Raw genomic sequence first — 26,964 nt, 5'->3', positions numbered from 1 at the left:
TCTGTTAACTGTTTCTACTTCGTCAGGTCGGGGCCCGACGAGGCGACGGCGGCCGGAGTGTCCGCGACCGCGGACTTCTCCTCTCCGCGGAAGGTGAACTTCGCTTCCTTGCCCTCGCCCTCGACACCGACGACCACGATGTGGCCGGCCCGCAGCTCGCCGAAGAGGATCTTCTCGGAGAGGTGGTCCTCGATCTCGCGCTGGATGGTCCGGCGCAGCGGACGGGCACCCAGGATCGGGTCGTAGCCGCGCTTGGCCAGCAGCCTCTTGGCCTCGACGCTGAGCTCCAGGCCCATGTCCTTGTCCTTGAGCCGCGAGTCCACCTTGTCGACCATCAGGTCGACGATCTGGATGATGTCTTCCTCGGTCAGCTGGTGGAAGACGACGATGTCGTCGACACGGTTCAGGAACTCGGGGCGGAAGTGCTGCTTGAGTTCCTCGCCGACCTTGGCCTTCATCCGGTCGTACCCGGTCTGGGCGTCACCCGCGGCCGCGAAGCCCAGGTTGAAGCCCTTCGAGATGTCCCGGGTGCCGAGGTTCGTCGTCATGATGATGACGGTGTTCTTGAAGTCGACCACGCGGCCCTGGGAGTCGGTCAGACGACCGTCCTCCAGGATCTGCAGCAGCGAGTTGAAGATGTCCGGGTGGGCCTTCTCCACCTCGTCGAAGAGGACGACGGAGAACGGCTTGCGGCGCACCTTCTCGGTCAGCTGGCCGCCCTCCTCGTAGCCCACGTAGCCGGGGGGCGAACCGAAGAGCCGGGAGACGGTGTGCTTCTCCGAGAACTCGGACATGTCGAGGGAGATCAGCGCGTCCTCGTCACCGAAGAGGAACTCGGCGAGCGTCTTGGACAGCTCGGTCTTACCGACGCCGGACGGGCCGGCGAAGATGAACGAGCCGCCGGGGCGCTTCGGGTCCTTGAGGCCCGCACGGGTGCGCCGGATGGCCTGGGAGAGCGCCTTGATGGCGTCCTTCTGGCCGATGACGCGCTTGTGCAGCTCGTCCTCCATGCGCAGCAGCCGGGAGGACTCCTCCTCCGTCAGCTTGAAGACCGGGATGCCGGTGGCGGTGGCCAGGACCTCGGCGATGAGTTCCTCGTCGACCTCCGCGACGACGTCCATGTCGCCGGCCTTCCACTCCTTCTCGCGCTTGGCCTTGGCCTGGAGGAGCTGCTTCTCGTCGTCGCGCAGGGACGCGGCCTTCTCGAAGTCCTGCGCGTCGATCGCGCTCTCCTTCTCGCGGCGCACGTCGGCGATCTTCTCGTCGAACTCGCGGAGGTCCGGCGGCGCGGTCATCCGGCGGATGCGCATCCGGGAGCCGGCCTCGTCGATCAGGTCGATGGCCTTGTCCGGCAGGAAGCGGTCCGAGATGTACCGGTCGGCCAGGGTGGCGGCGGCGACCAGGGCGGCGTCCGTGATGGAGACCCGGTGGTGGGCCTCGTAGCGGTCGCGCAGACCCTTGAGGATCTCGATGGTGTGCGGCAGCGACGGCTCGGCGACCTGGATCGGCTGGAAGCGGCGCTCCAGCGCGGCGTCCTTCTCCAGGTGCTTGCGGTACTCGTCGAGCGTGGTCGCACCGATGGTCTGCAGCTCACCGCGGGCCAGCATCGGCTTCAGGATCGAGGCGGCGTCGATGGCGCCCTCGGCGGCGCCCGCGCCGACCAGGGTGTGCAGCTCGTCGATGAACAGGATGATGTCCCCGCGGGTGCGGATCTCCTTGAGGACCTTCTTCAGGCGCTCCTCGAAGTCACCGCGGTAGCGGGAGCCGGCGACCAGGGCGCCGAGGTCCAGCGTGTAGAGCTGCTTGTCCTTGAGCGTCTCCGGGACCTCGCCCTTGACGATCGCCTGGGCCAGGCCCTCGACGACGGCGGTCTTGCCGACGCCGGGCTCACCGATCAGGACCGGGTTGTTCTTGGTGCGGCGGGACAGCACCTGCATGACCCGCTCGATCTCCTTCTCGCGCCCGATGACCGGGTCGAGCTTGGCCTCGCGGGCGGCCTGGGTGAGGTTGCGGCCGAACTGGTCCAGGACCAGCGAGGTCGACGGGGTGCCCTCGGCGGGCCCGCCGGCCGTCGCCGACTCCTTGCCACCGCCGGTCTGGTACCCGGAGAGCAGCTGGATGACCTGCTGGCGCACCCGGTTGAGGTCGGCTCCGAGCTTCACCAGGACCTGGGCGGCGACGCCCTCGCCCTCGCGGATCAGGCCGAGCAGGATGTGCTCGGTGCCGATGTAGTTGTGGCCGAGCTGCAGGGCCTCGCGGAGCGACAGCTCCAGGACCTTCTTCGCCCGGGGGGTGAAGGGAATGTGACCGGACGGGGCCTGCTGGCCCTGGCCGATGATCTCCTCGACCTGCTGGCGAACAGCCTCAAGAGAAATCCCGAGGCTCTCCAGGGCCTTAGCGGCGACACCCTCACCCTCGTGGATCAGACCCAGGAGGATGTGCTCGGTGCCGATGTAGTTGTGGTTGAGCATCCGGGCTTCTTCCTGAGCCAGGACGACAACCCGCCGCGCGCGGTCGGTGAACCTCTCGAACATCGTTTATCGCTCCTCAGAGCGGTCGGGCAGTTCGGGGTCCGTCCCCGCCCTGTCCTTCCGCATGCTAGTCCCGCTCAGCGGCGCGGCCCACGGATTCACTCCCTGGTAGGGGAGAGACATGCTGCGCGACCAGCCGACACCAATCCCAACCTCATGTTGGGAGACGGTGTTCCCACAGGTGGGCCGGATGCACCGGATGCCGCTACGCCATCGGCGAACAACCTCTGCCGCAGCGCAGCCGACAAGCGTCCGACCGGTCACGCGTACTGCCCCGGGCGGGGTGACTGACCCCGTCCACCTGCATTCATACCCGGTATCGGGGCGGTTCTCGCGCAGTTTCCGGGGTGGCGGTGTTCGCCTGGCGAGAAGTCGCCCGGTGGTGACGGCGGTTCGGCCTCGGCCGTCGGGTCCGGTACGCCATACCGGTGGTGTCCGCGTGACCGCTTTCGCCCCTACAGCGTTGCACAGGCCGTGATTGTTCCGCCGCCCGTCCCGTCGCCCGGTCACGGCCGTGGTCACCGTCGCGACCGCGGACCGCGTCGGCCCGGGGACCGGCGTCCGGGCCGCTGCCCGGGCCGCTGCCCGAACGGGCAGCCCGCCCCACCGTTCACACCGCCGTCCCCGCGCCCGCCGACGGGCGTGCCGGCGGACCGGTCACCGTCCGGGTGTGCGCCGCGGGGCGCGGAGGAATGTCCTCCGCGCCCCGCGCGTGTGCCATGGACGCTTCACGCGACCTCCGGGACCCCGCACCCGTCCGGGCGGCCGGGCGACGCCCGGATCAGGCCGCGTTGGCCTTCTCGTAGGCCTCGCGCACGTTGCTCGGCACGCGGCCGCGGTCGTTGACGTCCAGACCCTGCTCCTTGGCCCACGCGCGGATCTTCGCGGTGTCCGGGACGCTGCCGGACGGGCGGGGGGCCGAACCGCGGCCCGGACGGCGGGCTGCGGCCAGCCGTCCGCTCTGCTTGCGACCCTTCTCGACGTACGGCGCCAGCAGATCGCGGAGCTTGTCCGCGTTGGCGCTCTTCAGGTCGATCTCGTAGGCAACACCGTCGAGCGCGAACGTGACCGTTTCGTCCGCCGACCCGCCGTCGAGATCGTCTTCAAGAATGACCTGCACCCTCTGTGCCACGGGCTTCCCTTTCCGCTAAACGACCCATTGCCTAAGGAAAGGAAAGCGCCTTTCTCCGGAAAACACAAACCCCTGCCCCGTCCGGGAGCGGCTCACAGGTGCAGCAGCATGCGCGAGTTGCCCAGCGTGTTGGGCTTCACCCGCTCCAGGTCGAGGAACTCCGCGACACCTTCATCGTACGAGCGGAGAAGTTCTTCATAGACATCCGTAGCGATGGCCGCCGGGTCTGTCGTACCATCATCGGTTTCCTGGAGCTCGCCGATCTCGACGAAACCGTGTTTCGCGAAGAACGGAACCTCGAACGTCAGGCAGAAAATCCGACGGACGCCGAGCCAGCGGGCGGTCTGCAGCAGCTTCTCCAGCAGGAGGTGCCCGACGCCGTGGCCCCGGCAGGACGGATCGACCGCGAGCGTGCGGACCTCGGCGAGGTCCTCCCACATCACGTGCAGGGCGCCGCACGCCACCACGGCTCCGGTGTCGTCGCGTTCGGCGACCCAGAACTCCTGGACGGATTCGAACAGGGTGACGGTGGGCTTGTCGAGCAGAATGCCGTCGCGCGAGTAGGCATCGATGAGCCCGCGCACTGCCCGCACGTCCGTGGTCCGCGCCCGGCGGATGGTGACCTCCATGGCGGGACGCTATCGTGCCGGCCCCGGTGGGGTCTCCCCGGTATCGGGCCCGGTCTCCGCGGAATCCTGGGCGGCCGGATCGGGCGGGAACAGAGCGGCGACCCGCAACGCGTCGCGGAGAGCCTCGCGTTGCTCCGGTGACATCAGGCCGAAGAAGTGCACCAGCGCGGCGGCAGGATTGTCACCGGTGGCCCAGGCGTCGTTCATGAGAGCCGCGGTGTACGCCTCGCGGGACGAGACCGGTTCATATCGATAGGCCCGTCCTACCCGCTCGCGGCGGAGCCAGCCCTTTCTGTGGAGCTTGTCCAGGACGGTCATCACCGTGGTGTACGCGATTTCGCGTTCGGACCGCAGATCCACGAGAACCTCGCGAACCGTGACCGGTCGGTTCCACTGCCACACCCGGGTCATGATGGCGTTCTCAAGTTCGCCGAGTTGCCGGACCATAGTGCGGCCAGGATAGGGAGTGAATGGGGCAAATCTTGTGAAGTGCCGCCAAACCGGCGCGCCGCCACTCCCGGAATCGGGAATGGCGGCGCGGGTGCCGTGGTGGCCGACGGGCGTCAGTCGACCACGTCCTCCTTGGCCTTCCGGGCTCCGCCCTGGCTGCGGATGATGGCCCGCACCAGGAAGCCGAAGCCGATCGCCATGACCAGCGGTGGGACGATAGCGCTGACGTAGTCCATCAGGTCACTCCTCCTCGGTCTCCTCCGCCGCGGTGGCGGCGGACGCCTTGGGCTCCGGCTTCACCAGCGGGAAGAGCACCGTCTCCCGGATGTTCTTGCCGGTGAGCAGCATGATCAGGCGGTCCACGCCGAGACCGAGACCGCCGGTGGGCGGCATCGCGTACTCCAGGGCCCGCAGGAAGTCCTCGTCGATCTGCATCGCCTCGACGTCGCCGCCGGCCGCGAGCAGGGACTGCGCGGTGAGGCGGGCGCGCTGCTCGACCGGGTCGATCAGCTCGGAGTAGGCGGTGCCGATCTCGGTGCCGAAGATCACCAGGTCCCACTTCTCGGCCACGCCGGGGACCGAGCGGTGCTGACGGGTCAGCGGGGAGACCTCGGTGGGGTAGTCCTTGATGAAGGTCGGCCGGACGGCGTTCTCCTCCAGCAGGCGCTCGACCATCTCCAGCACGATCTGGCCGTGGCCCCACTCCTTCTCGAAGGGGATGCCGTGCTCGGCGGCCAGCTTGCGGAGCTCCTCGACGCCGGTCTCCGGGGTGACCTCGGCGCCGAGCCGGGCCGAGATGCCGGGGTAGACGCCGACCTCCTCCCACGGCTCGGCCAGGTCGATCTCGTGCTCGACGCCGTGCGGGTCGAGGCCCCTGATCACCGTGGTGCCCAGGGCGTCCCGGGCGGCGTTGACGATGGTGGCCCGGATCAGCTCGGCCTGGGTGTCGTAGTCGCCGTAGGCCTCGTACGACTCCAGCGAGGTGAACTCGGGGTTGTGGGTGGAGTCGGCGCCCTCGTTGCGGAAGTTGCGGTTGATCTCGAAGACCTTCTCCGCGCCGCCGACGACGAGCCGCTTGAGGTACAGCTCGGGGGCGATCCGCAGGAAGAGGTCGATGTCGTACGCGTTGATGTGCGTCTTGAACGGCCGCGCGTTGGCGCCGCCGTGCACCGGCTGCAGCATCGGGGTCTCGACCTCGATGTAGCCGCGCTCCTCGTAGGTGCGGCGGATCGAGCGGACCACCTTGGACCGCAGGTGCAGGATCTCGCGGGCCTCGGGGTTGACGATCAGGTCCACGTACCGCTGGCGGACCCGGGCCTCCGGGTCGGTCAGGCCCTTGTGCTTGTCCGGCAGCGGGCGCAGGCACTTGGCGGTGAGCTCCCAGCGGTCCACCATCACCGACAGCTCGCCGCGGCGGGAGGTGATCACCTCGCCCTCCACGCCGACCTGGTCGCCGAGGTCGATGTCGGCCTTCCACGCGGCCAGCCGCTCCTCGCCCAGCTTGTCCAGGGAGAACATCACCTGGAGGTCGCCGGAGCCGTCGCGCAGGGTGGCGAAGCAGAGCTTGCCGCCGGTGCGGGAGAGGATCACCCGGCCGGTGATGCCGGCCCGCTCGCCGGTCGCGGTGTCCGGGGCGAGGTCCGGGTGCTTGGCCCGGAGGTCGGCGATGGTGCTGGTGCGGGGGAAACCGACCGGGTACGGGTCGATGCCGGCGGCCCGGAGCCGGTCCAGCTTCTCGCGCCGGACGCGCATCTGCTCCGGAAGGTCGTCGGTCGCGGGGATTGGGCTCTGATCGCTCACCCCACCAGGGTAGCCAGCCCCGGGCCGGTGCTCCGCCACGGGATTGCCCGCGGCCCGCGGCGGCCGTCCCGGCCGGCGCCCGGCCTGCGGTGCGTCCCGGGGTGCGGGGCGGGCGGCGGGTGCCGTCCGCCCCGCACCGGGCGGGGTCGCTCAGGCCCGTCGGCGGCCCGGCCGGCGTGCGGCGAGCACCGCCCCGGTGCCGAGCGCCAGTGCGGCGGCGGAGGCCCAGGCCGGCGGGACGGCCGCGGGGCTGCCGGTGTCGGCGAGTTCGCCGCCCGCGGTGACGGTGACGGCGGTGGCCCGGGCGTCGTCGCTGTCGAGGTAGCCGACGTCGCAGGTGATCACCGTGGCGGCGGTGGTGCAGCGCTCGCCGGTGGTGAGGGTGGCGACGCCGTCGAGGCCCGAGACGTCCAGGGCGATCCTGGTGCCCAGGACCGGCCCGGTGCCGGTCCGGCCGATCCGCAGGTCGACGTTGTCGCCGAGCTGGGGCCGGGGGGTGGTGGGCTCGACGGGGATCTGGACGGGGCTCCCCACCCTGATCCTGAGTGCGTGGTCCGCGGCGTGGGCCGGAGCGGCCAGTGTGCCGACGGAGAGGGCGGCGGCCGCGGTCGCCGCGGCCGCGCCGAGCGCTCGGCGCGTGCGGGTCGAGTTCACGGGGATCCTCTTGGTGGCGTGGGTGTCCCCGAGACCCTATGGACGCCCGTGGCCTCGTCAATCCGGGTGATCGGTCATCAATTCGTACAGGACGGGATCGATCCGGCGGCGCGTCTCGTGAAGGTGATGAAGTCGTGACCGCGAGATCCTGACGGAACGGCGACATTGTCGACACATGGATCGGGGGAGGCCGCCTGAGCGGCCTCCCCCGGCGTCCGGGCGGCGGGCGGTCAGCCGGTGCCGGTCGCGAGTTCCAGGTCCTCCGGCGCGGGCGGAGGCGCGGCGTGGTCCGGGTGGGCCGGGGGCTTGGGACGGCGGCCGAACAGCTCGGCCGGGGTGGGCAGCCGGTGCGGCCGGGGCGCCTGCTGGCCCTGGGGGCTCGGCTGGGGGCCCTTGCGGTCGGCGGCGGGCTGCTCGGCGGCGGGCTCGGTGCTGCTCATCGGGATCCGTCCTCCAACAGGGGTGGGGAGAATGCTCGGGGGTGCGGCGGGGCTCGGTACGGCGACGAGGTGGCGCTGGCCGGTGGTGAGGGCGAGCCGTTCGCGGACGGCGGCCTCCGCCAGCGCGTGGCAGCGCCCGGCCAGCCGCGAGCGGCGGGACCGTTCGTTCTGCCCGCACGGTTGGCGGGTCAGCCCGCGGAGCGCGGTGAGGTCCTCCGGTCCGGGAAGGTACCCGTCGGTCACCGCCTCCTCCAGCCGTTCCAGGTAGCCGCCGGCACTGCCGGGCAGGGCCGCCCGGTAGCGGCCGAGATCGGCGAGGAGGAAGGCGCGCAGTCGGCCGCCCTCCTGGACCGCCTCGTCGATCGCCTCGGTCAGGCGCAGCGCGTCCTGGACGTCCTCCGTCCACAGCTCGGCGCCCGCGCCGGTGAACGGCGACCGGTCGTGGCCCTGGAGGTGGACGGGGACGGAGGGGTGCAGGGCTTGGGCGAGGGCGCGGCGCAGCACGCGGACTTCGTCGGCGCTGAAGGCCATGCCGCCGCGCGATCCGTGTGGCGTAGGCATGGGTTGACACTACGTGAGGAATATCCGATTTGTCGGTAGCGTCGCGCCGATCCCCCACGTTTGGCCCGTGCCGGCCCCCGGAACGGCCTGCGGTGCCCGTGGGCTCCCCGGCGGGGGAGCCCACGGACGCCGGGTCAGGCCGGGCGGTTGCGTTCGAAGACCAGCCGGAGGCCGATGAGGGTGAGCCAGGGCTCGTGGACGTCGATCGAGCCGGCCTCGCCGAGGACGAGCGGGGCCAGGCCGCCGGTGGCGATCACCTGGACGTCGTCCGGGTCCTTGGAGAGCTCGCGCGCCATCCGGTCGACCAGGCCGTCGACCTGGCCGGCGAAGCCGTAGAGGATGCCGGACTGCATGCCCTCGACGGTGTTCTTGCCGATGACGTTGCGCGGCCGGGTCAGCTCGATCTTGCGCAGCAGCGCGCCGCGGTTGCCGAGCGCCTCGACGGAGATCTCGATGCCGGGGGCGATCGCGCCGCCGACGTAGTCGCCGCGGGCGTTGACCGCGTCGAAGGTGGTGGCGGTGCCGAAGTCGACCACGATGCACGGGCCGCCGTAGAGGTGGTTGGCGGCCAGCGCGTTGACGATCCGGTCGGCGCCGACCTCCTTGGGGTTGTCCATCAGGACGTGCACCCCCGTCTTCACCCCCGGCTCCACGATCACCGCGGGGACGTCGCCGTAGTACCGGCGCGTCACCTCGCGGAACTCGTGGAGCACGGAGGGGACGGAGGAGCAGATCGCCAGGCCCTCGACCGTCGCGTCCGCGATCGCGGTGTGCGAGCCCATCAGGCCGTGCAGCAGCACCGCCAGCTCGTCGGCCGTGCGGCGCGGATCGGTGGAGATCCGCCAGGTCTCGACCACTTCCTCGCCGTTGAACAGGCCGAGGGTGGTCTGGGTGTTGCCGACGTCGATGGTGAGCAGCATGGGGTGCTTTCTTCGTCGAGGGTCAGCGGACGGGCGGATCAGGTGCCGAGCAGATCCTGAGCGCTCAGATCCCGAGCGAGCGGATTCCGAGCGCGGGCGGATCACGAGCGAGCGGATCACGAGCGGGCGGATCAGGCGCGCAGGTCCAGGCCGATGTCCAGGATCGGCGAGGAGTGGGTGAGCGCCCCCACCGCCAGGTAGTCGACACCAGTCTCCGCGACCTCGCGCGCGCCGGCCAGGGTCAGTCCGCCGGACGCCTCCAGCTTCGCCCGGCCGGCCACCAGCGCGACGGCCTCGGTCAGCTGCGGGACGGTGAAGTTGTCCAGCAGGACCAGGTCCGCCCCGGCGTCCAGGACCGGCGGGATCTGCTCCAGGGTGTCGACCTCGACCTCGACCGGCAGGTCGGGGTAGGCGGCCCGGACGGCGCGGAAGGCCTCGGCCACGCCGCCGGCCGCGACCACGTGGTTGTCCTTGACGAGGGCCGCGTCGGAGAGGGCCATCCGGTGGTTGGCACCGCCGCCGCAGCGGACCGCGAACTTCTCCAGCGCCCGCAGGCCCGGCGTGGTCTTGCGGGTGTCGCGGACCACGGCGCCGGTGCCCTCCAGCGCGTCCGACCAGGCCCGGGTGGCGGTCGCGATCCCGGACAGGTGGCAGAGCAGGTTGAGCGCGCTGCGCTCGGCGGTCAGCAGGTCCCGGGTGCGGGAGCGGACCGAGAGCAGCACCTGGCCGGCCTCGACCCGGTCGCCGTCCTGGACGTGCCGCTCGACCTCGAACTCCTCCTCGCAGACCAGCGAGACGACGGCCTCGGCGATCCGCAGACCGGCCACCACACCGGCCTGGCGGGCGGTGAAGTCGGCGGTCGCGACGGCGTCGGCCGGCACGGTGGCCACCGAGGTGACGTCCTCGCCGCCGGCCAGGTCCTCGGCCAGTGCGAGGGTGGCGATGTCCTCGACCTCGACCGGGTCCAGGCCGGCCTCCTCCAGCAGCTCGGCGAGCTGCGGGTCCAGGCCGGTCTCGTAGCCCTCGCCGTCCCCGCAGGCGCAGCCGTCGCCGCAGCCGTCGGCCATCGGGAGTTCCTCGTGCGTGTGGGTCGCGTCGGTCATGGTGTTACTGCTCCTCGGGGGTGCTGACAAGGTCGCCTTCGGCGGTGAGGGTGGTGATCAGGTGGCGTCGCCACCGCGCGTCGTCCCGGTCCGGGAAGTCCTCGCGCCAGTGGCAGCCGCGGGTCTCCGCCCGCTGGGTGGCGGCGGTGGTCAGCGCGCTGGCGACCAGGAGCAGGTTGGCGGCCTCCCAGGTCTCCACCCGGGGGTCGGCCGGCTTCTCCTCGGCGACGTGCGTGAGCGCCTGCTCGGCCAGCCGGGTCAGCCCGGCCGCGGTGGCGGCCATCGACGCGGCCGAGCGCAGCACGCCCGCGCCGCGCGACATCAGCCGCTGGATCTCGGCCCGGGCCTCGGGCGCGGGCAGCGGCACGGTGCGGGCGGCACGGGCCGCGGCCACGTCCACCGACCGCTCGGACAGCTCGCCGGCCGCGTGCCGGGCGGCCAGGTCGGCGGCGATCGCCTCGGCGAAGACCAGGCCCTCCAGCAGCGAGTTGGAGGCCAGCCGGTTGGCGCCGTGCACCCCGGTGCACGCCACCTCGCCGCAGGCGTACAGGCCGGGGACGGTGGTCCGGCCGTGCCCGTCGGTGCGGATGCCGCCGGAGGCGTAGTGCGCGGCCGGGGCGACCGGGATCGGCTCGGTGACCGGGTCGATGCCGTGCGACCGGCAGGACGCCAGGATGGTCGGGAACCGCTGCTCCCACATCTCGGCGCCGAAGTGCCGCCCGTCGAGGTACATGTGGTCGGCGCCGTGGAGCTGCATCTGCCGGGTGATGGCCTTGGCGACGATGTCGCGCGGGGCCAGCTCGGCCAGTTCGTGCTGCCCGACCATGAAGCGGGTGCCGGTCCCGTCGACCAGGTGGGCGCCCTCGCCGCGGACCGCCTCGGAGACCAGCGGCTGCTGGCCCTCGGCGTCCGGGCCGAGCCACAGCACGGTCGGGTGGAACTGGACGAACTCCAGGTCGGTGACCTCGGCGCCGGCCCGCAGGGCGAGTGCGACGCCGTCGCCGGTGGAGACCGCGGGGTTGGTGGTGGCCGAGAAGACCTGGCCCATGCCGCCGGTGGCGAGCACCACCGCGCGGGCCCGGACGGCGCCGACGCCGTCCCGCTGGCCCTCGCCCATCACGTGCAGGGTGAGGCCGGCGGCGTGGCCGTCGGCGTCGGTGAGCAGGTCGAGGACGAGGGCGTGCTCGATCAGCTCGACGCCCGGGTCGGTCCGTACGGCGGTGACCAGGGCGCGCGATATCTCGGCTCCGGTGGCGTCACCGCCCGCGTGGGCGATCCGGCGCCGGTGGTGGCCGCCCTCGCGGGTGAGCAGGATCTCGCCGTCCTCGCCCCGGTCGAACGCGGCGCCGACCGCGATCAGCCGGCGGACCGCGTCCGGGCCCTCGGTGACCAGGGTGCGGACGGTGTCCTCGTCGCAGAGGCCGGCGCCGGCCACCAGGGTGTCGTCCAGGTGCTGCTCGGGGGTGTCCCCCTCGCCGAGGGCGGCGGCTATGCCGCCCTGGGCCCAGCGGGTGGAGCCGTCGTCCAGCATCGCCTTGGTGACCACCAGGGCCCGCAGGCCGGCCTTGCGGACGTTGAGGGCGACGGTGAGCCCGGCCACGCCGGAGCCGACCACCACGACGTCGGTCGTGGTGGTCCAGCCGGGTGCGGGGGCGGCGAGGCGGTGCGTGACGGACATGGCTTCAGTGGCTCCTTCAGCGCGCGGTCGGGGCCGCACTGTTGCCGTCACCGTACGCTCCCCCCACCGCCGTCGGGGCCGCCACCCGGTCACCGCGGACCAGCCCGGTGCCCTCCGCGGCCTCGGCCGGATCGCCGCCCAGACCGGTGACCCGGTTGCGGTCGTCGACGAAGACGACCTTGGGGAGGTAGCCCTTGGCCTCGGCGGTGTCCATCTGCCCGTAGGCGATGAGGATGACCAGGTCACCGGGGTGGACCAGGCGGGCGGCGGCCCCGTTGATGCCGATCACGCCGGAGCCGCGCGGACCGGCGATGGTGTACGTCTCCAGCCGGGCGCCGTTGTTGATGTCGACGATGTGGACCAGCTCGCCCGGGAGCAGGTCGGCCGCGTCGAGCAGGTCCTCGTCCACCGTGACCGAGCCGACGTAGTGCAGGTCGGCCTGGGTCACGGTGGCCCGGTGGATCTTGGACTTGAGCATGGTGCGGAGCATGTGGTCACGCCTCCTGTGAGTGCATGCCTGAGGGATGTGCAGCTGCCGGACGATTCTGCGCGATGGTCGCCGATCCGCCCAGAGCCGGGGCCGTGCGGGTTCGTCAGCGGCAGATGACGTGGACGTTGTCGATCAGACGGGTCGCGCCCACCGTCGCGGCGACGGCCAGCACCGCCTCGCCCTGGAAGTCGTCCGGCGCCTCGGTGAAGGAGAGCGGGTCGACCAGGGCGAGGTAGTCGAGGGTGATGCCGTCGGCGGCTTCGAGGGCGGCCGAGGCGGCCTCGCGCGCGGCCTTCGGGCCCTGGGCGGCGACGTCCCGCCCGGCGAACAGCGCCCTGGAGAGGGCGAGCGCGTGCGCGCGCTCCTCGGCGGAGAGGAAGCGGTTGCGGGAGGACAGCGCCAGGCCGTCCTCCTCGCGGACGGTCGGCACGCCGACCACCTCGACGTCGAAGTCCAGGTCGGCCACCATCCGGCGGACGATCGCCAGCTGCTGGGCGTCCTTCTCGCCGAAGAAGGCGAAGTCCGGGTCGGTGATGTGCAGCAGCTTGGCGACGACGGTCAGCATCCCGTCGAAGTGGCCGGGCCGGGTGGCGCCCTCGTACCGCTCGCCCATCGGGCCGGCGGCCACCCGCACCTGGGGCTCGCCGTTCGGGTAGACCTCGTCGACGGACGGCGCGAAGACCACGTCGGCGCCGCTCTCCTCGGCCAGCTTCACGTCCTCGTCCAGGGTGCGCGGGTAGCGCTCCAGGTCCTCGCCGGCGCCGAACTGCAGCGGGTTGACGAAGACCGTGACGGCGACCCGGCCGTCCCGGCCGACCTGCCGGCGGGCGGCGCGGATCAGCGCGGCGTGGCCCTCGTGCAGGGCGCCCATGGTCATCACGACCGCGTTGTCCACCGGCTGCTCGTCCGGCCAGAACGCGGCCTCGAAGTCGTCGACGGTGTGCGTGACCACGGCCCGGTGGACCTTGGGGGCGCGCTGGACCTTGCCCGGCTGCTTGCCGCGTGCCATTACTGGTTCTCCTCGTTCAGTACGTCCAGCAGCGATGCCGCCGACGCTTCGTCGATCGTCCCGTGCGCGAGTGCCCGCTGGGCGGTGGCGCGGGCCATCGCCCGGTAGGCGGCCGGGATGTCCGGGGACACCGTACTGAGCTGCGCCAGGTGGCGCCGCACGGTGCCGGTGTCGCCCCGGGCGACCGGGCCGGTGATGGCCGCGTCGCCGGAGCGCAGGGAGTTGTCGAGCGCGGCGCCGAGCAGTGGGCCGAGCATCCGGCCGGGCTCGGCGACGCCGGCCGCGCGCAGCAGTTCGAGCGCCTGCGCGACCAGGGTGACCAGGTGGTTGGCGCCGTGTGCGAGGGCCGTGTGGTAGAGCGGCCGGACGTCCTCCGGCACCCATTCGGGCTCGCCGCCCATCTCGACCACCAGCGCCTCGGCGACCGGGCGCAGCTCCTCGGGGGCGGTCACCCCGAACGGGCAGCCGGCCAGCCGGGCCAGGTCGACCGAGGTGCCGGTGAAGGTCATCGCGGGGTGCAGCGCGAGCGGCAGCGCACCGGCCCGGGTGGCCTGCTCCAGCACGGCCACGCCGTGCGCGCCCGAGGTGTGCACCAGCAGCTGGCCGGGGCGGACGGAGCCGGTCGCGGCGAGGCCGGCCACCAGGTCGGCCAGCGCGTCGTCGGGGACGGTCAGCAGGACGAGGTCGGCGGCGGCCAGCACCTGCGGCGGGGAGACGATCCGCACGCCGGGCAGCAGCGCCTCGGCGCGGCGCCGGGAGGCGGCCGAGACCCCGGACGCGGCGACCACCCGGTGGCCGGCGAGCTGCAGGGCGGCGCCGAGGGCGGGGCCGACCCGGCCGGTGCCGACCACGCCGACGGCCAGGCGGGCGGGTCGGTTGCCGGGGTCGGCCGGGTCGCCGAAGCCGTCGGCGAGGGGTGGGAACGCGGCGAATTCGTCGGGGTAGGCGCTGTCGGACGTGCTCACGGCTCGGCCCTGGTCCTCACTCTCCGTTCCGGTCCTCCTCGGGTACCGGACGTACCGGCCCATTCTACGGGCGCGGGGCGGTCCCGGTCGGGGCGGGTCGGGAGGGTCGCGCCGGGCCGGGCGGGTCGGGGCGGCCCGGGGCGGTCCGGCGGCCGGTCGCGGGGACGCCCCCGGGGCGGGCCGGGGAGCGGGTCGGGAGCGCGGGGACCGGCGGGTCAGTCCGTGGCGCCGGCCCGGATCAGGCCAGCCTCGTACGCGAGGACGACCGCCTGCACCCGGTCCCGCAGGCCCAGCTTGGCCAGGATCCGGCCGACGTGGGTCTTCACGGTGGCCTCCGAGAGGACCAGCCGGGCGGCGATCTCCCCGTTCGAGAGACCCTGCGCGACGAGCAGGAACACCTCGCGCTCGCGCTCGGTGAGCGGCCCCAGGGTGTCCCGGCCGGGCCCGCTCTGCGGGGTCGGCAGCACCTCGGCGAACCGGTCGATCATGCGGCGGGTGGTGGTCGGGGCGACCACCGCGTCCCCGCCGTGCACCGCGCGGATCGCGGCCACCAGCTCGGTCGGCGGCACGTCCTTGAGCAGGAAGCCGCTGGCGCCGGCCTTGAGGGCGGCGAAGGCGTACTCGTCGAGGTCGAAGGTGGTGAGGATGAGCACGTGGGGGGCGTCGGGCAGCGGGCTGCCGTCCTCCGCCAGGCAGATCCTGCGGGTGGCCTGCACGCCGTCCAGCCTCGGCATCCGGACGTCCATGAGGATCACGTCGACCGAGGTGTGCCGGAGCTTGTCCAGGGCCTGGACGCCGTCCCCGGCCTCGGAGACGATCTCGATGTCGCCCTGCGACTGCAGGATCATCCGGAATCCGGTGCGCAGCAGCTCCTGGTCGTCGACCAGCATCACGCGGATGGTCAAGGTGGCTCCTAGTTCCTTGATGAGGGGCGACGGGGTGGTGACGTCGGGCGGGGTCAGTGGGCCGTCTTGAGCGGCAGGACGGCGCGGATCCGGAACCCGCCGCCGGGGCGGGGCCCGACGTCGAGGCTGCCACTGACCATGCCGACCCGCTCGCGCATGCCGATCAGGCCGTGGCCCTGGCCGTCGGTACCGCCGGAGGCCAGCTGCTCGTCGGTGGAGCCGCGGCCGTCGTCCTCGATCAGGACGGCCAGCTCGCGCTCCCCGAAGTCGACCGCGACCCGGGCGTGCACGTCCGGACCGCCGTGCTTGCGGACGTTGGTCAGCGCCTCCTGGACGATCCGGTAGACGGTCAGCTCCACGCCGCGGGGCAGCTCGCGCGGCGATCCCGAGGTGGCGAAGTCCACCTGGAGGCCGGCCGTGCGGCACTGGTCCAGCAGGTCGGGCAGTTCCTCGACACCCGGCTGCGGCACGTACTCCTCGGCGTTGGTGTCGGAGGTGCGCAGCACGCCGAGCAGCCGGCGCATCTCGACCAGGGCCTGGCGGCCGGTGGAGGCGATCGTTCCCAGCGCCTCCCTGGCCTGCTGCGGGGAGTTCTCCAGCACGTAGGCGGCGCCGTCGGCCTGCACGATCATCACCGAGACGTTGTGCGCGACCACGTCGTGCAGCTCGCGGGCGATCCGGGCGCGCTCGGCCGCCACCGCCACCTTGGACTGGGCGTCGCGTTCGCGCTCCAGCCGGGCCGCGCGGTCCTCCAGCTCGACCAGGTAGGCGCGCCGGACCCGGGTGAGCCGGCCCCACGCCCAGCACAGGACGAACGGCGTGGTCATGAGCGCCGAGATGAACAGCGACTCGGGGATCGAGTAGGACTGGTGGTGGGCGTCGCCGAGGTCGTCGACCGTGGTCTTCATCGGGTGCAGCTGCCAGAACACCAGCGGGCCGGCCAGCAGCCCGGCGGTCAGGGCCGTCCGGGACGTCCAGGGCCGCCCGAAGGCGGCGCCGGTGTAGGCGAACACCAGGTAGGCGATGCTGGAGACCGCAGGGTTGACGTCGAGCGCCACCTGGGTCAGGCCGATCCCGGTGGCGGCGGCCACCGTGGCGTTCGGCCAGCGGCGGCGGATCACCATCAGCATCGGCAGGACGAGGGCGATGGCGAAGTGGACGCCGAACCGCCAGCCGTCGTTGCCGCTCCCGTTCTCCGGCAGGATGCCGAGGAAGAGCACCAACGCGGCCCAGGCGGAGTCGACCACCATGGGGTGACGGCGGAGCCAGGCGTTGAGTCGATGCACGACTCAAGCGTAGGCAGTCGCGGAGCGTGCCCAGGTCCGCCGGGAGGGCGATCCCTCCTACTCCCTAGGTCGGAGAGCCCGCAGTGCCGATGCCGTACTGGTCGGGAGGGTACGGACCGGTTGTGTAGCGTCCCGGCGCATGAGCTGGATGCGGTGGGTGACCGCGATGGAACACGCCCTGTACGACCCCGACGGAGGGTTCTACCGCAGGCCGGAGGGCCCCGCCGGGCACTTCCGCACCTCGGTGCACGCCTCGCCGCTGTTCGCCGGGGCGGTGGCCCGGCTGCTCCTGGAGGTCGACGCGGCCCTCGGCCGTCCGGAGGAGCTGGCCTTCGTGGACGTCGGGGCCGGGCGGGGCGAACTGGTCGCCGGTGTCCTCGCCGCGCTGCCGGACACCGGCCCGGACGCGGTCCGTGACCGGCTGCGGCCGTACGCGGTGGAGCTCGCCGACCGTCCGGCCGCCCCTCCGTCCACAGGGCTGTGGACGGAGCGGGCCTGGGCGGACGTCGTCTGGACGGACCGGGTGCCACGCGGTGTCACCGGTCTGCTGTTCGCCAACGAGTGGCTCGACAACGTCCCCCTGGACACCGGCGAGGCCGACGAGGACGGGGTGCTGCGCTACGTCGAGGTGGAGACCGCGACGGGCGGGGAGCGGCTCGGCGACCCGGTCTCCGCGGCGGACGCGGCCTGGGCCGCCCGCTGGTGGCCGGCGGAACGCCCCGGGGACGTGGTGGAGTTCGGCGGCCCCCGGGACGCGGCCTGGGCGCACGCGGTCGCCGGGCTGGACCGCGGGCTGGCCGTCGCCGTCGACTACGCGCACACCGCCGGCCGCCGCCCGCCGCTGACCACCCGCACCGGCTTCCGGGCCGGCCGCGAGGTGCTCCCCGTGCCGGACGGCTCCTGCGACGTCACCGCGCACGTCGCACTGGACGCCGCTGCCGTGCCCGGTCTCCACAGCCTGTGGACGACGCAGCGGGACGCGCTCCGGGCACTCGGCGTCAGCGGGGCCCGGCCCCCGCTCGCCCTGGCCTCCACCGACCCGGTCGCCTACCTCCGGGCGCTCGGCGGCGCGGGCGAGGGCGCCGAGCTGACCGACCCCGGCGGCCTCGGTGCGTTCGGCTGGCTCTCGCAGACCGTCCGCATGCCGGTACCGCGGAGCCTGGGGCCGCTGCCGGGATGGCAGACTCTGACCCCATGAGGGAGACCACGGTCGGCATCGGGGCGGGAGCCGAGAACTTCACGGGCGAGGCGGGCACCACCGACATGGTGCTCAACATCGGCCCGCAGCACCCGGCGACCCACGGCGTGCTGCGCCTGAAGCTGGTGCTGGACGGCGAGCGCATCGTCACCGCCGAGCCGGTCATCGGCTACATGCACCGGGGCGCGGAGAAGCTCTTCGAGGCCCGGGACTACCGGCAGATCATCATGCTGGCCAACCGGCACGACTGGCTCTCCGCCTTCTCCAACGAGCTGGGCGTGGTGCTCGGCGTCGAGCGGATGCTCGGCATGGAGGTGCCCGAGCGAGCGGTCTGGATCCGCACCCTGCTCGCCGAGCTCAACCGCGTCCTCAACCACCTGATGTTCCTCGGCTCCTACCCGCTGGAACTCGGCGGCATCACGCCGATCTTCCACGCCTTCACCGGCCGCGAGGACCTCCAGCACGTGCTGGAGGAGGCCTCCGGCGGGCGCATGCACTACATGTTCAACCGGGTCGGCGGGCTCAAGGAGGACCTGCCGGCCGGCTGGCTCGGCCGGGTCCGGACCGCCGTCGCCGTCGTCCGCTCCCAGCTGCCGGTCTTCGAGGACCTGGTGCTGGGCAACGAGATCTTCCGCGCCCGGACCGCCGGCGTCGGCGTGCTCACCCGGGCCCAGGCCCAGGCGTACGGGGTCAGCGGACCGATCGCCCGGGCCAGCGGCCTCGATCTGGACCTGCGCCGCGACGAGCCCTACCTCGCCTACGGCTCCGAGGAGCTGCGGCAGGTCCTGACCGTGGTCACCCGTGAGGAGGGCGACTGCCTGGCCCGCTTCGAGTGCCTGCTGGAGCAGACCGTCAACGCGCTGGCCCTCGCCGACGCCTGCCTCGACAAGCTGGCGCAGCTGCCGCCCGGCCCGGTCAACCTGCGGCTGCCCAAGGTGCTCAAGGCCCCCGAGGGCAGCACCTACGCCTGGACGGAGAACCCGCTCGGCGTCAACGGCTACTACCTCGTCTCGCGCGGCGACAAGACGCCGTGGCGGATGAAGCTGCGCTCGGCCTCGTTCAACAACATCCAGGCGCTGACGGAGCTGCTGCCCGGCACGCTGGTCGCCGACATGGTGGCGATCCTGGGGTCGATGTTCTTCGTGGTCGGGGACATCGACAAGTAACGGTCCCCGCACGCGAGCACCCGCACGGGAGCCCCCGGCGTCGGCCCGCGCGGACGGCCGTCCCGGGGCTGCGGCCGGGGGCTCCCGGGGTGCTACTTCTTCGCCTTCTTCACCGGGTCGGCCGGGTGCGGGGCCACCTTGCGGTCGCCCTTGGTCGCGATCCGCTGCTCGCAGAGGCCGGCCAGCACCTCGTACGCGGCCTTGCCCATCAGCTCGGTGAGCTCGGGGCGGTAGCTGACGAACACCGGGTCGGGCCCCTGGTGCGCCTCCGGGCTGCCGGTGCACCACCAGTGCAGGTCGTGGCCGCCCGGACCCCAGCCGCGCCGGTCGTACTCGCCGATGGTGACCTGGAGGTATCGGGTGTCGTCCGGGCGGTCGATCCAGTCGTAGGTGCGGCGGACCGGCAGCTGCCAGCAGACGTCCGGCTTGGTCTCCAGCGGTTCGAGGCCCTCCTTGAGCGCCAGGGTGTGCAGCGCGCAGCCGGCGCCGCCGGGGAACCCGGGGCTGTTGAGGAAGAGGCAGGCGCCGTTGATCCGGCGGGTCTGCCGGTCGCCGTCCTCGTCGAACATGGTGATGCCGCCGTCGAGCCTGATCCGGCCCTTGGCGTCGGTGCCGTGCTCGAAGTTCTCCCAGATCTCCGGGGTCAGGCGGGTCGCGTGGCCGGCGACGCGCTTCTCGTCGTCCTTGTCCGAGTAGTGCGCGCCCAGGGTGCAGCAGCCGTCGGACTCGCCGCGGCCCTCGCGGATCCCGTGGCAGCCCTTGCCGAAGATGCACGACCAGCGCGACGTCAGCCAGGTCAGGTCGCAGCGGAAGACCTGCTCCTCGTCGTCCGGGTCGGAGAACTCGACCCAGGCGCGCGGGAAGTCGAGCGCGACCTCGGGGCGGAGCCGGTCGCCGGGCCCGGCACCGGGCTCGGAGCCGAGGTCGGAGCGGAGGGTCGGCATCGCGAGGTCGACGGTCGTCGGACCGCCGGCCTTGGGCTTGGTCTTCTTCTTGGAGGTCTCTGCTGCTGCCACCCGGCAAGGGTAGAGCCTTCCCGGAGGTCCGGACCGTCTGCGGCCGGGGCGTAAACGGTGGTGTCACCGGCCGGTGACCGGGCGGGTGGATCCCCGGACGCGGTCACCCGGTGATCGTCCGCGCCGACCGGATCGTGCGGTGGCAGGCGGGTGCGGTCGCCCGGGTGGCGTCGGCGCATCGTCACGGTGCGGCATGCTGGCTCCCTGCCGGCCGACCGGCGACCACCGCACCGCGAGCCGCGGTGCAGTAGAGCAGTAGAGCAGTAGAGCAGTAGAGCCGCGGAGCAGCAGAGCAACTGGAGCCCCGAGTCGTGACCACCCCGCCCCGCCCCGCCAGGACGGCCCTGCGCACCGCCCTCCCCGCCCTCGCGCTGCTCGCCGCCGCCGTCCCCGGTTGCGCCGCCACGGCGGCCCGCACCTCCGAGCCCGCCACCGGCCTGCGGGCCCAGCCGGCCGCCGTCGCCCGGACCGGCTGCGGCGCGCCCCTGGTGATCGGTCACCGGGGCGCGCCGCTCGACGCCCCCGAGAACACGATGGCCTCCTTCGAGGCGGCCCTCCGCCTGGGCGCCGACTGGTTGGAGACCGACGTCCGGACCACCCGGGACGGCGTGCCGGTGCTCATGCACGACTCCGCGGTGGACCGCACCACCGACGGCGAGGGCGCGGTCGCGGACCTGACCGCCGCTCAGCTCGCGGGACTGCGGGTGACCACCGGACCCGGCCCGGCCGTGCCGGTGCCGACCCTGGAGGAGCTGCTCCGGCGGCTCTCCGGCAGCGGCGTCACCCTGCTGATGGAGATCAAGTGGCAGCGTGCCGAGGACGTCGAGCGGATCGCCCGGCTGGCGGCCGACAGCGGGGCGCCGGTCCATCTGTACTCGTTCTCCGCCGAGCACCTGCGGCAGGCCCACGCCGTCGCGCCCGAGCTGCCGGTGGTACTGATCCAGGGCGCAGGGCTCGCCGACGACCCGGCGGGCCTCCCGCTGCACGGCATCGCCCTGGACCGCACGCTCGCCACCGCCGACCGGATCGCCGCCGAGCGCCGGAGCGGCCGCGAGGTGTACGTCTGGGTCCTGGACGACGAGGAGGGCTGGTGGTCGTCGGCCGGGCGGGGCGCCGACGGGCTGATCACGGACGCTCCCGGCCGGGCCCGCGCCTGGGCCGACACCCGCTGCCGTACCGGCCACCGGGCGGAACACACCGGCTGATCGGCCCGCGGCCGACCCGTCCCGGCCCGTCCCCCGCACCCTTCCGACCGTACTCGTCGGACCAGCACGAATACCGGCGCAGCCGGTCTCCACAGCCCCCGAATCGCGTAGCGTGGAGCGCTATGCGACTCGGTGTTCTCGACGTAGGTTCCAACACGGTCCACTTCCTCGTGGTGGACGCCCATCCGGGCGCCGCTCCGGTGCCCGCCTACTCCCACAAGGCCGAGCTGAGGCTCGCCGAACTCCTCGACGAGCAGGGCGCGATCAGCGAGCCCGGCGTGGACAAGCTGGTCGGCATGGTCGCCTCCTCGCTGCGGGTCGCCGAGGACAAGGGCGTCGTCGACATACTGCCGTTCGCCACCTCCGCCGTCCGCGAGGCCGTCAACGGCGAGGAGGTGCTGCGCAGGGTCGCCCAGGAGACCGGGGTCGAACTGCGGGTGCTCTCCGGCCAGGACGAGGCCCGGCTCACCTTCCTCGCCGTCCGGCGCTGGTTCGGCTGGTCCTCCGGCCGGCTGCTCAACCTCGACATCGGCGGGGGCTCGCTGGAGATCGCCTGCGGCCTCGACGAGCAGCCGGACGTGGCCTGCTCGCTGCCGCTCGGCGCCGGCCGGCTGACCGCCCGCTGGCTGCCCGGCGACGTCGCCGACCCGGAGGAGCTGCGGGAGCTCAGACGCCACATCCGGGCCGAGATCGCGACCGTGGTCGGCGAGATCTCCCGGCTCGGCACCCCCGACCACGCCGTCGCCACCTCCAAGACCTTCAAGCAGCTCGCCCGGATGACCGGCGCCGCCCCGGCCGACGCGGGCCCGTACACGGACCGTCGGCTCACCCGCAGCAACCTCTCCGCCTGGCTGCCCCGGCTCTCCGCGATGACCGTCACCGAGCGGGCACACATCCCGGGGGTCTCCGAGGGCCGCGCCAAGCAGCTGCTGGCCGGCGCCCTGGTCGCGGACGCCGCGATGGACCTGTTCGGTCTGGACGAACTGGACGTCTGTCCCTGGGCGCTGCGCGAGGGGATCATCCTGCGCCGCCTGGACGCCATGGACGGTTCCGCCGACCGCCGTCGGCCCGCCCTCACCCCCTGACGGGCCGTTCCCGTCCCCGAACTGCCGGTTCCCCCGCCCGGACGGCCCGGCGCGTGGCCCGCCCGCGCGCCCTCCGACCGGCTCCCCGTTCCGGGCGCGGGACGCTTACGCTGTCTCCCGTGGCGCATCCAGCGGGCGAGGACGGTACGCGGGAGGGCCGCGCTCCCGAGGACGGGCAGCCGCGGCCGGACGCCGCGCGCCGGGCCCGCCGCCCGTCCGGCCCGGCTCCGAACGCCGGCGCGGGCCCTGCGGGCACGGCCTCGGACACGGCTCCGGACACGACTCCGGACCCGGACGCGCCGCGGTCCGCGGACACCGCCGACCCGGACACCGCGCCCGTGCGCTCCCGCAAGCTGGGCAAGGCGGTGAAGGGCGTCCGGGCGGCCAGGGAGGCCGCCGGCGGGGTCGCCGAGAAGGCGGCCCGGAAGGCGTCGAAGCAGTCGGCGGGCCGGACGACCGGACGCGCCGCCCGCCGGACCGCCGAGCCCGCGGCCGGGCCCGGCCCGCAAGCCGCGGAGGCGCCCGCGGCGCGGGCGGCCAAGCTCGGGGCGAAACCCGCGGCCAGGTCGACGGCCCGGCAGAAAGCCGGACGGAAGGCCGAACCGGCTACCGAACCGGCTACCGAGCCGACGACCGAGCCGACGACCGAGCCGACGACCGAGCCGACGACCGAACCGACGACCGAACCGGCGGCCGGGGAGGACACCGGGCGGAAGGCCGGGCGGAAGGCCGAACCGACGGCCCGGCGCAGCGCCGGAAGGGCCCGGACGGAGAGGTCCGCGGCCAAGGGCGCCGCGAAGGGCGCCCCCGCCACCGAAGCCGCCGCACCGGCGCAGCCCGCCCGCGGCACCCGCACCGCCCGGGCTGCCGGCGCCGCCAAGGCCGCCGTCCAGTCGGTGAAGTCGGTCAAGGCCGCCCGGCAGGCCGCCGCCCGCCCGCCGCTGCTCCGCACCACCGACCGCCTGGTCCTGCCCGCCCACCCGGCCCTGCACATCCCGGACACCAAGGTCGCCCTCTCCACCGCCTCGGTCTATCCGGCCAACACCGCCATCGCCTTCGAACTCGCCGCGAAGCTCGGTTACGACGGCGTCGAGGTGATGGTCTGGAACGACCCGGTCAGCCAGGACATCGAGGCGCTGCGCCGGCTCTCCGACGTGCACGGCATGCCGATCCTCGCCGTGCACGCGCCGTGCCTGCTGATCACCCAGCGGGTCTGGACCACCGACCCGTGGACCAAGCTGGTCCGGGCCCGGGCGGCTGCCGAGAAGCTCGGTGCGAGCGCGGTCGTCGTCCACCCGCCGTTCCGCTGGCAGCGGCAGTACGCCCGGGAGTTCGTCGAGGGCATCGACCGGATGGCGGGGGAGACGGACGTCCGGTTCGCCGTCGAGAACATGTACCCGTGGCGGTACCGCGACCGCGAGGTGCTGGCGTACGCGCCCGGCTGGGACGTCACCGACGAGGACTACCGGCACTTCACCATCGACCTGTCGCACGCCGCGACCTCCCGGATCGACGCGCTCGCGATGGTCGAGCGGATGGGCGACCGGCTCGCCCACATCCACCTCGCGGACGGCTCCGGCTCCGGCAAGGACGAGCACCTGATCCCGGGCCGGGGCAAGCAGCCCTGCGCCGAGCTGCTCGAACACCTCGCCCGGACCGGTTTCGACGGTCACGTGGTGCTGGAGGTCAACACCCGGCGGTCCGCGTCGCCCGCCGAACGGGAGGCCGATCTCGCCGAGGCGCTGGCGTTCACCCGCCTGCACCTGGCCACCTCCGCACGCGTACGCTGAGCGTACGAACGGACCTGTGCAGGGGGAGCCATGACGGATCGACAGAAGTTCAGGGAGCTCGCGGAGTCCTTCGGCGGGGTGGCGGCCGAGTACGACCGGGCGCGGCCGTCGTACCCGGACGAGCTGTTCGACGAGCTGGAGCGGCTGTCCGGCCGGAGCCTCAAGGGCGCCCGGGTACTGGACGTCGGGGCCGGCACGGGCATCTCCACCCGGCTGCTGGCCGGGCGCGGCGCGGACGTCGTCGCCGTCGAGCCCAATGACGGCATGGCCGCCCGGTTCCTGGCCGGCAGCCCCGGTCTGCCGCTGGTCAGGGGCACCGGCGACGAACTGCCCTTCCACGACCGCTCGGCGGACTTCGTGACCTACGCGCAGGCCTTCCACTGGACCGACCCCGCACGGTCGGTCCCCGAGGCGATCCGGGTGCTGCGGCCCGGCGGGGCCCTCGCCACCTGGTGGAACGTGAAGGACAGCAGCGTCGGCTGGATCCGCGCGATGGGCGAGCGGCTGGCCGCCGCGCTGCAGAGCTACCACGGCTACGGCGCCGTCAACGAGATCGCCGGTCACCTCGCGCCCCACGACCTGCGGACCGGCTCCGCCCGGCTGCGCTGGGAGCGCCGGGTCACCGTCGACCATGTGATCACCGACCTCACCTCGCGCTCCTACCTCGCCGCCCTCACCCCGGAGCGGCGTGCACCGCTGCTGGCCGTCGAGCGCGAGGCCCTGCTCGGCGAGTTCCCGGACGGCTGGGTCGTCGAGCCGTACGTGCTGGACCTGACGGTGGCGGTCACCCCGGGCTGACCCGGCTGCCCGTGCCCGGCCCACCACCCCCGCTCCGCCCCACCGAGACCCCGCCGCGACCCCGCCGCGACCCCGCCGCGACCCGGTTCCGCCCACGCCGTCCCCGCTCCGTCCACGCGCCGCCCTGACCGCATCGCGGACGCGCCGTCCGCCGCCCGGACGGCGGGCGTAGGCTCGACAGACACAGTGGCCCCGCACCCTCCATACCGAGCGGGGCCGCGAGTCAGCCTCCGAAGGAGTGGAGCACAGTGCCCGAGCTGAGGTCCCGTACGGTCACCCACGGTCGCAACATGGCAGGCGCCCGGGCGCTTCTCCGGGCGGCCGGCGTAGCCCGCGAGGACTTCGGCAAGCCGATCATCGCGGTCGCCAACTCCTTCACCGAGTTCGTCCCCGGGCACACCCACCTGCAGCCGGTCGGCCGGATCGTCTCCGAGGCGATCAAGCAGGCGGGCGGCATCCCGCGCGAGTTCAACACCATCGCGGTGGACGACGGCATCGCGATGGGCCACGGCGGCATGCTCTACTCGCTGCCCTCCCGCGACCTGATCGCCGACTCGGTCGAGTACATGGTCAACGCGCACTGCGCCGACGCGCTGATCTGCATCTCCAACTGCGACAAGATCACCCCCGGCATGCTGATGGCCGCGCTGCGCCTGAACATCCCGACCGTCTTCGTCTCCGGCGGCCCGATGGAGGCCGGCAAGGCCACCCTGGTCGACGGCACCGTGCGCAAGCTCGACCTGGTCGACGCCATCTCCCAGGCGGTCAACGAGAACGTGTCCGACGAGGACATCGCGATCATCGAGGAGAACGCCTGCCCGACCTGCGGCTCCTGTTCGGGCATGTTCACCGCCAACTCGATGAACTGCCTCACCGAGGCGATCGGCCTCTCGCTGCCCGGCAACGGATCCGTCCTCGCCACCCACACCGCCCGCCGCGCCCTCTACGAGAACGCCGGGCGGACCGTCGTCGAGATCACCAACCGGCACTACGGCCAGGACGACCCCTCCGTCCTGCCGCGCGCCGTCGCGACCCGCGCCGCCTTCGAGAACGCGATGGCCCTCGACATCGCCATGGGCGGTTCGACCAACACCATCCTCCACCTGCTCGCCGCCGCCCAGGAGGCCGAGCTGGACTTCGACCTGCTGGCCATCGACGCCGTCTCGCGCAGGGTGCCCTGCCTCTCCAAGGTCGCGCCCAACGGCTCGTACTACATGGAGGACGTCCACCGGGCCGGCGGCATCCCGGCCATCCTCGGCGAGCTGTACCGGGCGGGGCTGCTCAACGAGGACGTGCACACCGTCCACTCCGACTCGCTCGCCGAGTGGCTCAAGACCTGGGACGTGCGCGGCGGCTCGCCGTCCGCCGAGGCCGTCGAGCTGTGGCACGCCGCGCCCGGCTGCGTCCGCTCCGCCGAGGCCTTCTCGCAGTCCGAGCGCTGGGACAGCCTGGACACCGACGCCGCCGGGGGCTGCATCCGCAGCGTCGAGCACGCCTACTCCGTCGAGGGCGGCCTCGCCGTGCTGTACGGCAACCTCGCCGAGGACGGCTGCATCGTGAAGACCGCCGGCGTCGACGAGTCGATCTGGACCTTCAGCGGCCCGGCCGTGGTCGTCGAGTCCCAGGACGACGCGGTCGAGGCGATCCTCGCCAAGCGGATCAAGGAGGGCGACGTCGTCGTCATCCGCTACGAGGGCCCCAAGGGCGGCCCGGGCATGCAGGAGATGCTCTACCCGACCTCGTTCCTCAAGGGCCGGGGCCTCGGCAAGGCGTGCGCGCTCGTCACCGACGGACGCTTCTCCGGCGGCACCTCCGGCCTGTCGATCGGCCACGCCTCCCCGGAGGCCGCGTCCGGCGGCACGATCGCCCTGGTCGAGAACGGCGACATCATCGCCATCGACATCCCCGGCCGGACGATCTCCCTGGAGGTCTCCCCGGAGGTCCTGGAGGAGCGCCGGGCGGTGCTGGAGGCCGGGGGCGGCTACAAGCCGAAGAACCGCGAGCGCCAGGTCAGCCAGGCCCTGCGCGCGTACGCCGCGATGGCCACCTCCGCCGACAAGGGCGCCGTCCGGGACGTCAGCAAGCTCGGCTGATACCCCCGCGCACCACGAGGAGCCGTCCCACCACGGGGACGGCTCCTCCGTCGTTCCGGG

23 protein-coding genes and 1 pseudogene are annotated in these 26,964 nt (G+C 73.1%); 7 read left to right on the top strand and 17 right to left on the bottom strand.

Going from position 1 to position 26,964, the window contains the following annotated elements:
* Positions 1-14: 14 nt before the first annotated feature.
* From PUR61_RS44000 to PUR61_RS43925, 16 genes and pseudogenes are all read right to left on the bottom strand, one after another.
* Entirely contained in the window at positions 15-2,534 is a 2,520-nt protein-coding gene (locus PUR61_RS44000) for an ATP-dependent Clp protease ATP-binding subunit (protein ID WP_329885570.1), read from the bottom strand.
* Positions 2,535-3,312: 778 nt separating this feature from the next.
* The gene (locus tag PUR61_RS43995) at positions 3,313-3,663 is read right to left on the bottom strand and encodes a histone-like nucleoid-structuring protein Lsr2 (protein ID WP_329885569.1); all 351 of its coding nucleotides are present in this window, start codon (positions 3,661-3,663) and stop codon (positions 3,313-3,315) included.
* Between the two features lie 92 nt (positions 3,664-3,755).
* Positions 3,756-4,292, bottom strand: coding sequence for an amino-acid N-acetyltransferase (locus PUR61_RS43990; protein WP_329885568.1), 537 nt, complete (start codon positions 4,290-4,292; stop codon positions 3,756-3,758).
* A gap of 9 nt (positions 4,293-4,301) precedes the next feature.
* Positions 4,302-4,739 carry a BlaI/MecI/CopY family transcriptional regulator gene (locus PUR61_RS43985; protein WP_329885567.1) on the bottom strand — a complete coding sequence of 146 codons (438 nt, stop codon included), beginning with the start codon at positions 4,737-4,739 and terminating at the stop codon, positions 4,302-4,304.
* Between the two features lie 116 nt (positions 4,740-4,855).
* Positions 4,856-4,978, bottom strand: coding sequence for a hypothetical protein (locus PUR61_RS43980; RefSeq protein WP_329885566.1), 123 nt, complete (start codon positions 4,976-4,978; stop codon positions 4,856-4,858).
* Between the two features lie 4 nt (positions 4,979-4,982).
* Positions 4,983-6,506 (bottom strand): annotated as a pseudogene (gene lysX, locus PUR61_RS43975) (bifunctional lysylphosphatidylglycerol synthetase/lysine--tRNA ligase LysX); the annotation flags it as partial.
* Positions 6,507-6,692: 186 nt separating this feature from the next.
* Positions 6,693-7,196 (bottom strand): hypothetical protein, encoded by a 504-nt coding sequence (locus PUR61_RS43970; protein WP_329885564.1) that lies wholly within the window; start codon positions 7,194-7,196, stop codon positions 6,693-6,695.
* Between the two features lie 230 nt (positions 7,197-7,426).
* Positions 7,427-8,197, bottom strand: coding sequence for a hypothetical protein (locus tag PUR61_RS43965; protein ID WP_329885563.1), 771 nt, complete (start codon positions 8,195-8,197; stop codon positions 7,427-7,429).
* Positions 8,198-8,331: 134 nt separating this feature from the next.
* Positions 8,332-9,117 carry a type III pantothenate kinase gene (locus tag PUR61_RS43960; RefSeq protein WP_329885562.1) on the bottom strand — a complete coding sequence of 262 codons (786 nt, stop codon included), beginning with the start codon at positions 9,115-9,117 and terminating at the stop codon, positions 8,332-8,334.
* 131 nt (positions 9,118-9,248) lie between these two features.
* Positions 9,249-10,220 carry a carboxylating nicotinate-nucleotide diphosphorylase gene (gene nadC / locus PUR61_RS43955; RefSeq protein ID WP_329885561.1) on the bottom strand — a complete coding sequence of 324 codons (972 nt, stop codon included), beginning with the start codon at positions 10,218-10,220 and terminating at the stop codon, positions 9,249-9,251.
* 4 nt (positions 10,221-10,224) lie between these two features.
* On the bottom strand, positions 10,225-11,898 hold the full coding sequence (locus tag PUR61_RS43950; protein WP_329885560.1) for an L-aspartate oxidase: 1,674 nt from the start codon (positions 11,896-11,898) through the stop codon (positions 10,225-10,227).
* Positions 11,899-11,914: 16 nt separating this feature from the next.
* Positions 11,915-12,388, bottom strand: a complete 474-nt coding sequence (panD, locus tag PUR61_RS43945; protein ID WP_329885559.1) for an aspartate 1-decarboxylase — start codon at positions 12,386-12,388, stop codon at positions 11,915-11,917.
* A 103-nt stretch (positions 12,389-12,491) separates the two neighbouring features.
* Positions 12,492-13,397: a pantoate--beta-alanine ligase gene (panC, locus tag PUR61_RS43940; protein WP_329885558.1), complete on the bottom strand. Its 906-nt coding sequence runs from the start codon at positions 13,395-13,397 to the stop codon at positions 12,492-12,494.
* The gene (locus PUR61_RS43935) at positions 13,397-14,362 is read right to left on the bottom strand and encodes a Rossmann-like and DUF2520 domain-containing protein (protein WP_380359974.1); all 966 of its coding nucleotides are present in this window, start codon (positions 14,360-14,362) and stop codon (positions 13,397-13,399) included. The genes panC and PUR61_RS43935 overlap by 1 nt, the downstream gene beginning before the upstream one ends.
* 215 nt (positions 14,363-14,577) lie before the next feature.
* Complete coding sequence (locus PUR61_RS43930; protein WP_329885557.1) at positions 14,578-15,267, bottom strand: response regulator transcription factor; 690 nt, start codon at positions 15,265-15,267, stop codon at positions 14,578-14,580.
* Between the two features lie 53 nt (positions 15,268-15,320).
* Positions 15,321-16,553 carry a sensor histidine kinase gene (locus PUR61_RS43925; RefSeq protein WP_329885556.1) on the bottom strand — a complete coding sequence of 411 codons (1,233 nt, stop codon included), beginning with the start codon at positions 16,551-16,553 and terminating at the stop codon, positions 15,321-15,323.
* 139 nt (positions 16,554-16,692) lie between these two features.
* On the opposite strand from PUR61_RS43925, the gene PUR61_RS43920 reads away from it, so the two are divergent.
* Together PUR61_RS43920 and PUR61_RS43915 are read left to right on the top strand one after the other, a co-directional pair.
* The gene (locus tag PUR61_RS43920; protein WP_329885555.1) at positions 16,693-17,751 is read left to right on the top strand and encodes an SAM-dependent methyltransferase; all 1,059 of its coding nucleotides are present in this window, start codon (positions 16,693-16,695) and stop codon (positions 17,749-17,751) included.
* Positions 17,748-18,917: an NADH-quinone oxidoreductase subunit D gene (locus PUR61_RS43915; protein WP_329885554.1), complete on the top strand. Its 1,170-nt coding sequence runs from the start codon at positions 17,748-17,750 to the stop codon at positions 18,915-18,917. Before PUR61_RS43920 ends, PUR61_RS43915 begins: the two co-directional genes overlap by 4 nt.
* Before the next feature lie 92 nt (positions 18,918-19,009).
* Here the strand turns inward: PUR61_RS43915 and PUR61_RS43910 are convergent, their stop codons facing one another.
* Positions 19,010-19,933, bottom strand: a complete 924-nt coding sequence (locus PUR61_RS43910; RefSeq protein ID WP_329885553.1) for a hypothetical protein — start codon at positions 19,931-19,933, stop codon at positions 19,010-19,012.
* Between the two features lie 311 nt (positions 19,934-20,244).
* On the opposite strand from PUR61_RS43910, the gene PUR61_RS43905 reads away from it, so the two are divergent.
* The 5 genes from PUR61_RS43905 to ilvD all read left to right on the top strand — a co-directional run bounded on the left by PUR61_RS43905 (position 20,245) and on the right by ilvD (position 26,904).
* A complete protein-coding gene (locus PUR61_RS43905; protein WP_329885552.1) occupies positions 20,245-21,138 on the top strand; it encodes a glycerophosphodiester phosphodiesterase in 894 nt (297 codons plus the stop codon).
* A gap of 122 nt (positions 21,139-21,260) precedes the next feature.
* Positions 21,261-22,223 carry a Ppx/GppA phosphatase family protein gene (locus PUR61_RS43900; RefSeq protein WP_329885551.1) on the top strand — a complete coding sequence of 321 codons (963 nt, stop codon included), beginning with the start codon at positions 21,261-21,263 and terminating at the stop codon, positions 22,221-22,223.
* A 962-nt stretch (positions 22,224-23,185) separates the two neighbouring features.
* Complete coding sequence (locus tag PUR61_RS43895; protein ID WP_329885747.1) at positions 23,186-24,013, top strand: sugar phosphate isomerase/epimerase family protein; 828 nt, start codon at positions 23,186-23,188, stop codon at positions 24,011-24,013.
* Positions 24,014-24,043: 30 nt separating this feature from the next.
* A complete protein-coding gene (locus PUR61_RS43890; protein ID WP_329885550.1) occupies positions 24,044-24,811 on the top strand; it encodes a class I SAM-dependent methyltransferase in 768 nt (255 codons plus the stop codon).
* A gap of 248 nt (positions 24,812-25,059) precedes the next feature.
* Positions 25,060-26,904 carry a dihydroxy-acid dehydratase gene (gene ilvD / locus PUR61_RS43885; RefSeq protein WP_329885549.1) on the top strand — a complete coding sequence of 615 codons (1,845 nt, stop codon included), beginning with the start codon at positions 25,060-25,062 and terminating at the stop codon, positions 26,902-26,904.
* Positions 26,905-26,964: the final 60 nt, after the last annotated feature.

Origin of the sequence: Streptomyces sp. BE20, assembly GCF_036322525.1 — a bacterium.
In the GTDB taxonomy this organism is placed as follows: Bacteria; Actinomycetota; Actinomycetes; order Streptomycetales; family Streptomycetaceae; genus Kitasatospora.
The sequence above is the reverse complement of the archived record's forward strand: the minus strand, read 5'-3'. Positions and strand labels throughout refer to the sequence as shown.

Bases quoted from the DNA above. Each gene is read 5' to 3' on its own strand.
- PUR61_RS43985 (WP_329885567.1), bottom strand. From the start codon at position 4,739: ATGGTCCGGCAACTCGGCGAACTTGAGAACGCCATCATGACCCGGGTG.
- PUR61_RS43900 (WP_329885551.1), top strand. From the start codon at position 21,261: ATGCGACTCGGTGTTCTCGACGTAGGTTCCAACACGGTCCACTTCCTC.
- panC (WP_329885558.1), bottom strand. From the start codon at position 13,397: ATGGCACGCGGCAAGCAGCCGGGCAAGGTCCAGCGCGCCCCCAAGGTC.
- PUR61_RS43960 (WP_329885562.1), bottom strand. From the start codon at position 9,117: ATGCTGCTCACCATCGACGTCGGCAACACCCAGACCACCCTCGGCCTG.
- PUR61_RS43990 (WP_329885568.1), bottom strand. From the start codon at position 4,292: ATGGAGGTCACCATCCGCCGGGCGCGGACCACGGACGTGCGGGCAGTG.
- PUR61_RS43915 (WP_329885554.1), top strand. From the start codon at position 17,748: ATGAGGGAGACCACGGTCGGCATCGGGGCGGGAGCCGAGAACTTCACG.
- PUR61_RS43920 (WP_329885555.1), top strand. From the start codon at position 16,693: ATGAGCTGGATGCGGTGGGTGACCGCGATGGAACACGCCCTGTACGAC.
- PUR61_RS43965 (WP_329885563.1), bottom strand. From the start codon at position 8,197: ATGCCTACGCCACACGGATCGCGCGGCGGCATGGCCTTCAGCGCCGAC.
- nadC (WP_329885561.1), bottom strand. From the start codon at position 10,220: ATGACCGACGCGACCCACACGCACGAGGAACTCCCGATGGCCGACGGC.
- PUR61_RS43890 (WP_329885550.1), top strand. From the start codon at position 24,044: ATGACGGATCGACAGAAGTTCAGGGAGCTCGCGGAGTCCTTCGGCGGG.
- PUR61_RS43980 (WP_329885566.1), bottom strand. From the start codon at position 4,978: ATGGACTACGTCAGCGCTATCGTCCCACCGCTGGTCATGGCGATCGGC.
- PUR61_RS43950 (WP_329885560.1), bottom strand. From the start codon at position 11,898: ATGTCCGTCACGCACCGCCTCGCCGCCCCCGCACCCGGCTGGACCACC.
- PUR61_RS44000 (WP_329885570.1), bottom strand. From the start codon at position 2,534: ATGTTCGAGAGGTTCACCGACCGCGCGCGGCGGGTTGTCGTCCTGGCT.
- panD (WP_329885559.1), bottom strand. From the start codon at position 12,388: ATGCTCCGCACCATGCTCAAGTCCAAGATCCACCGGGCCACCGTGACC.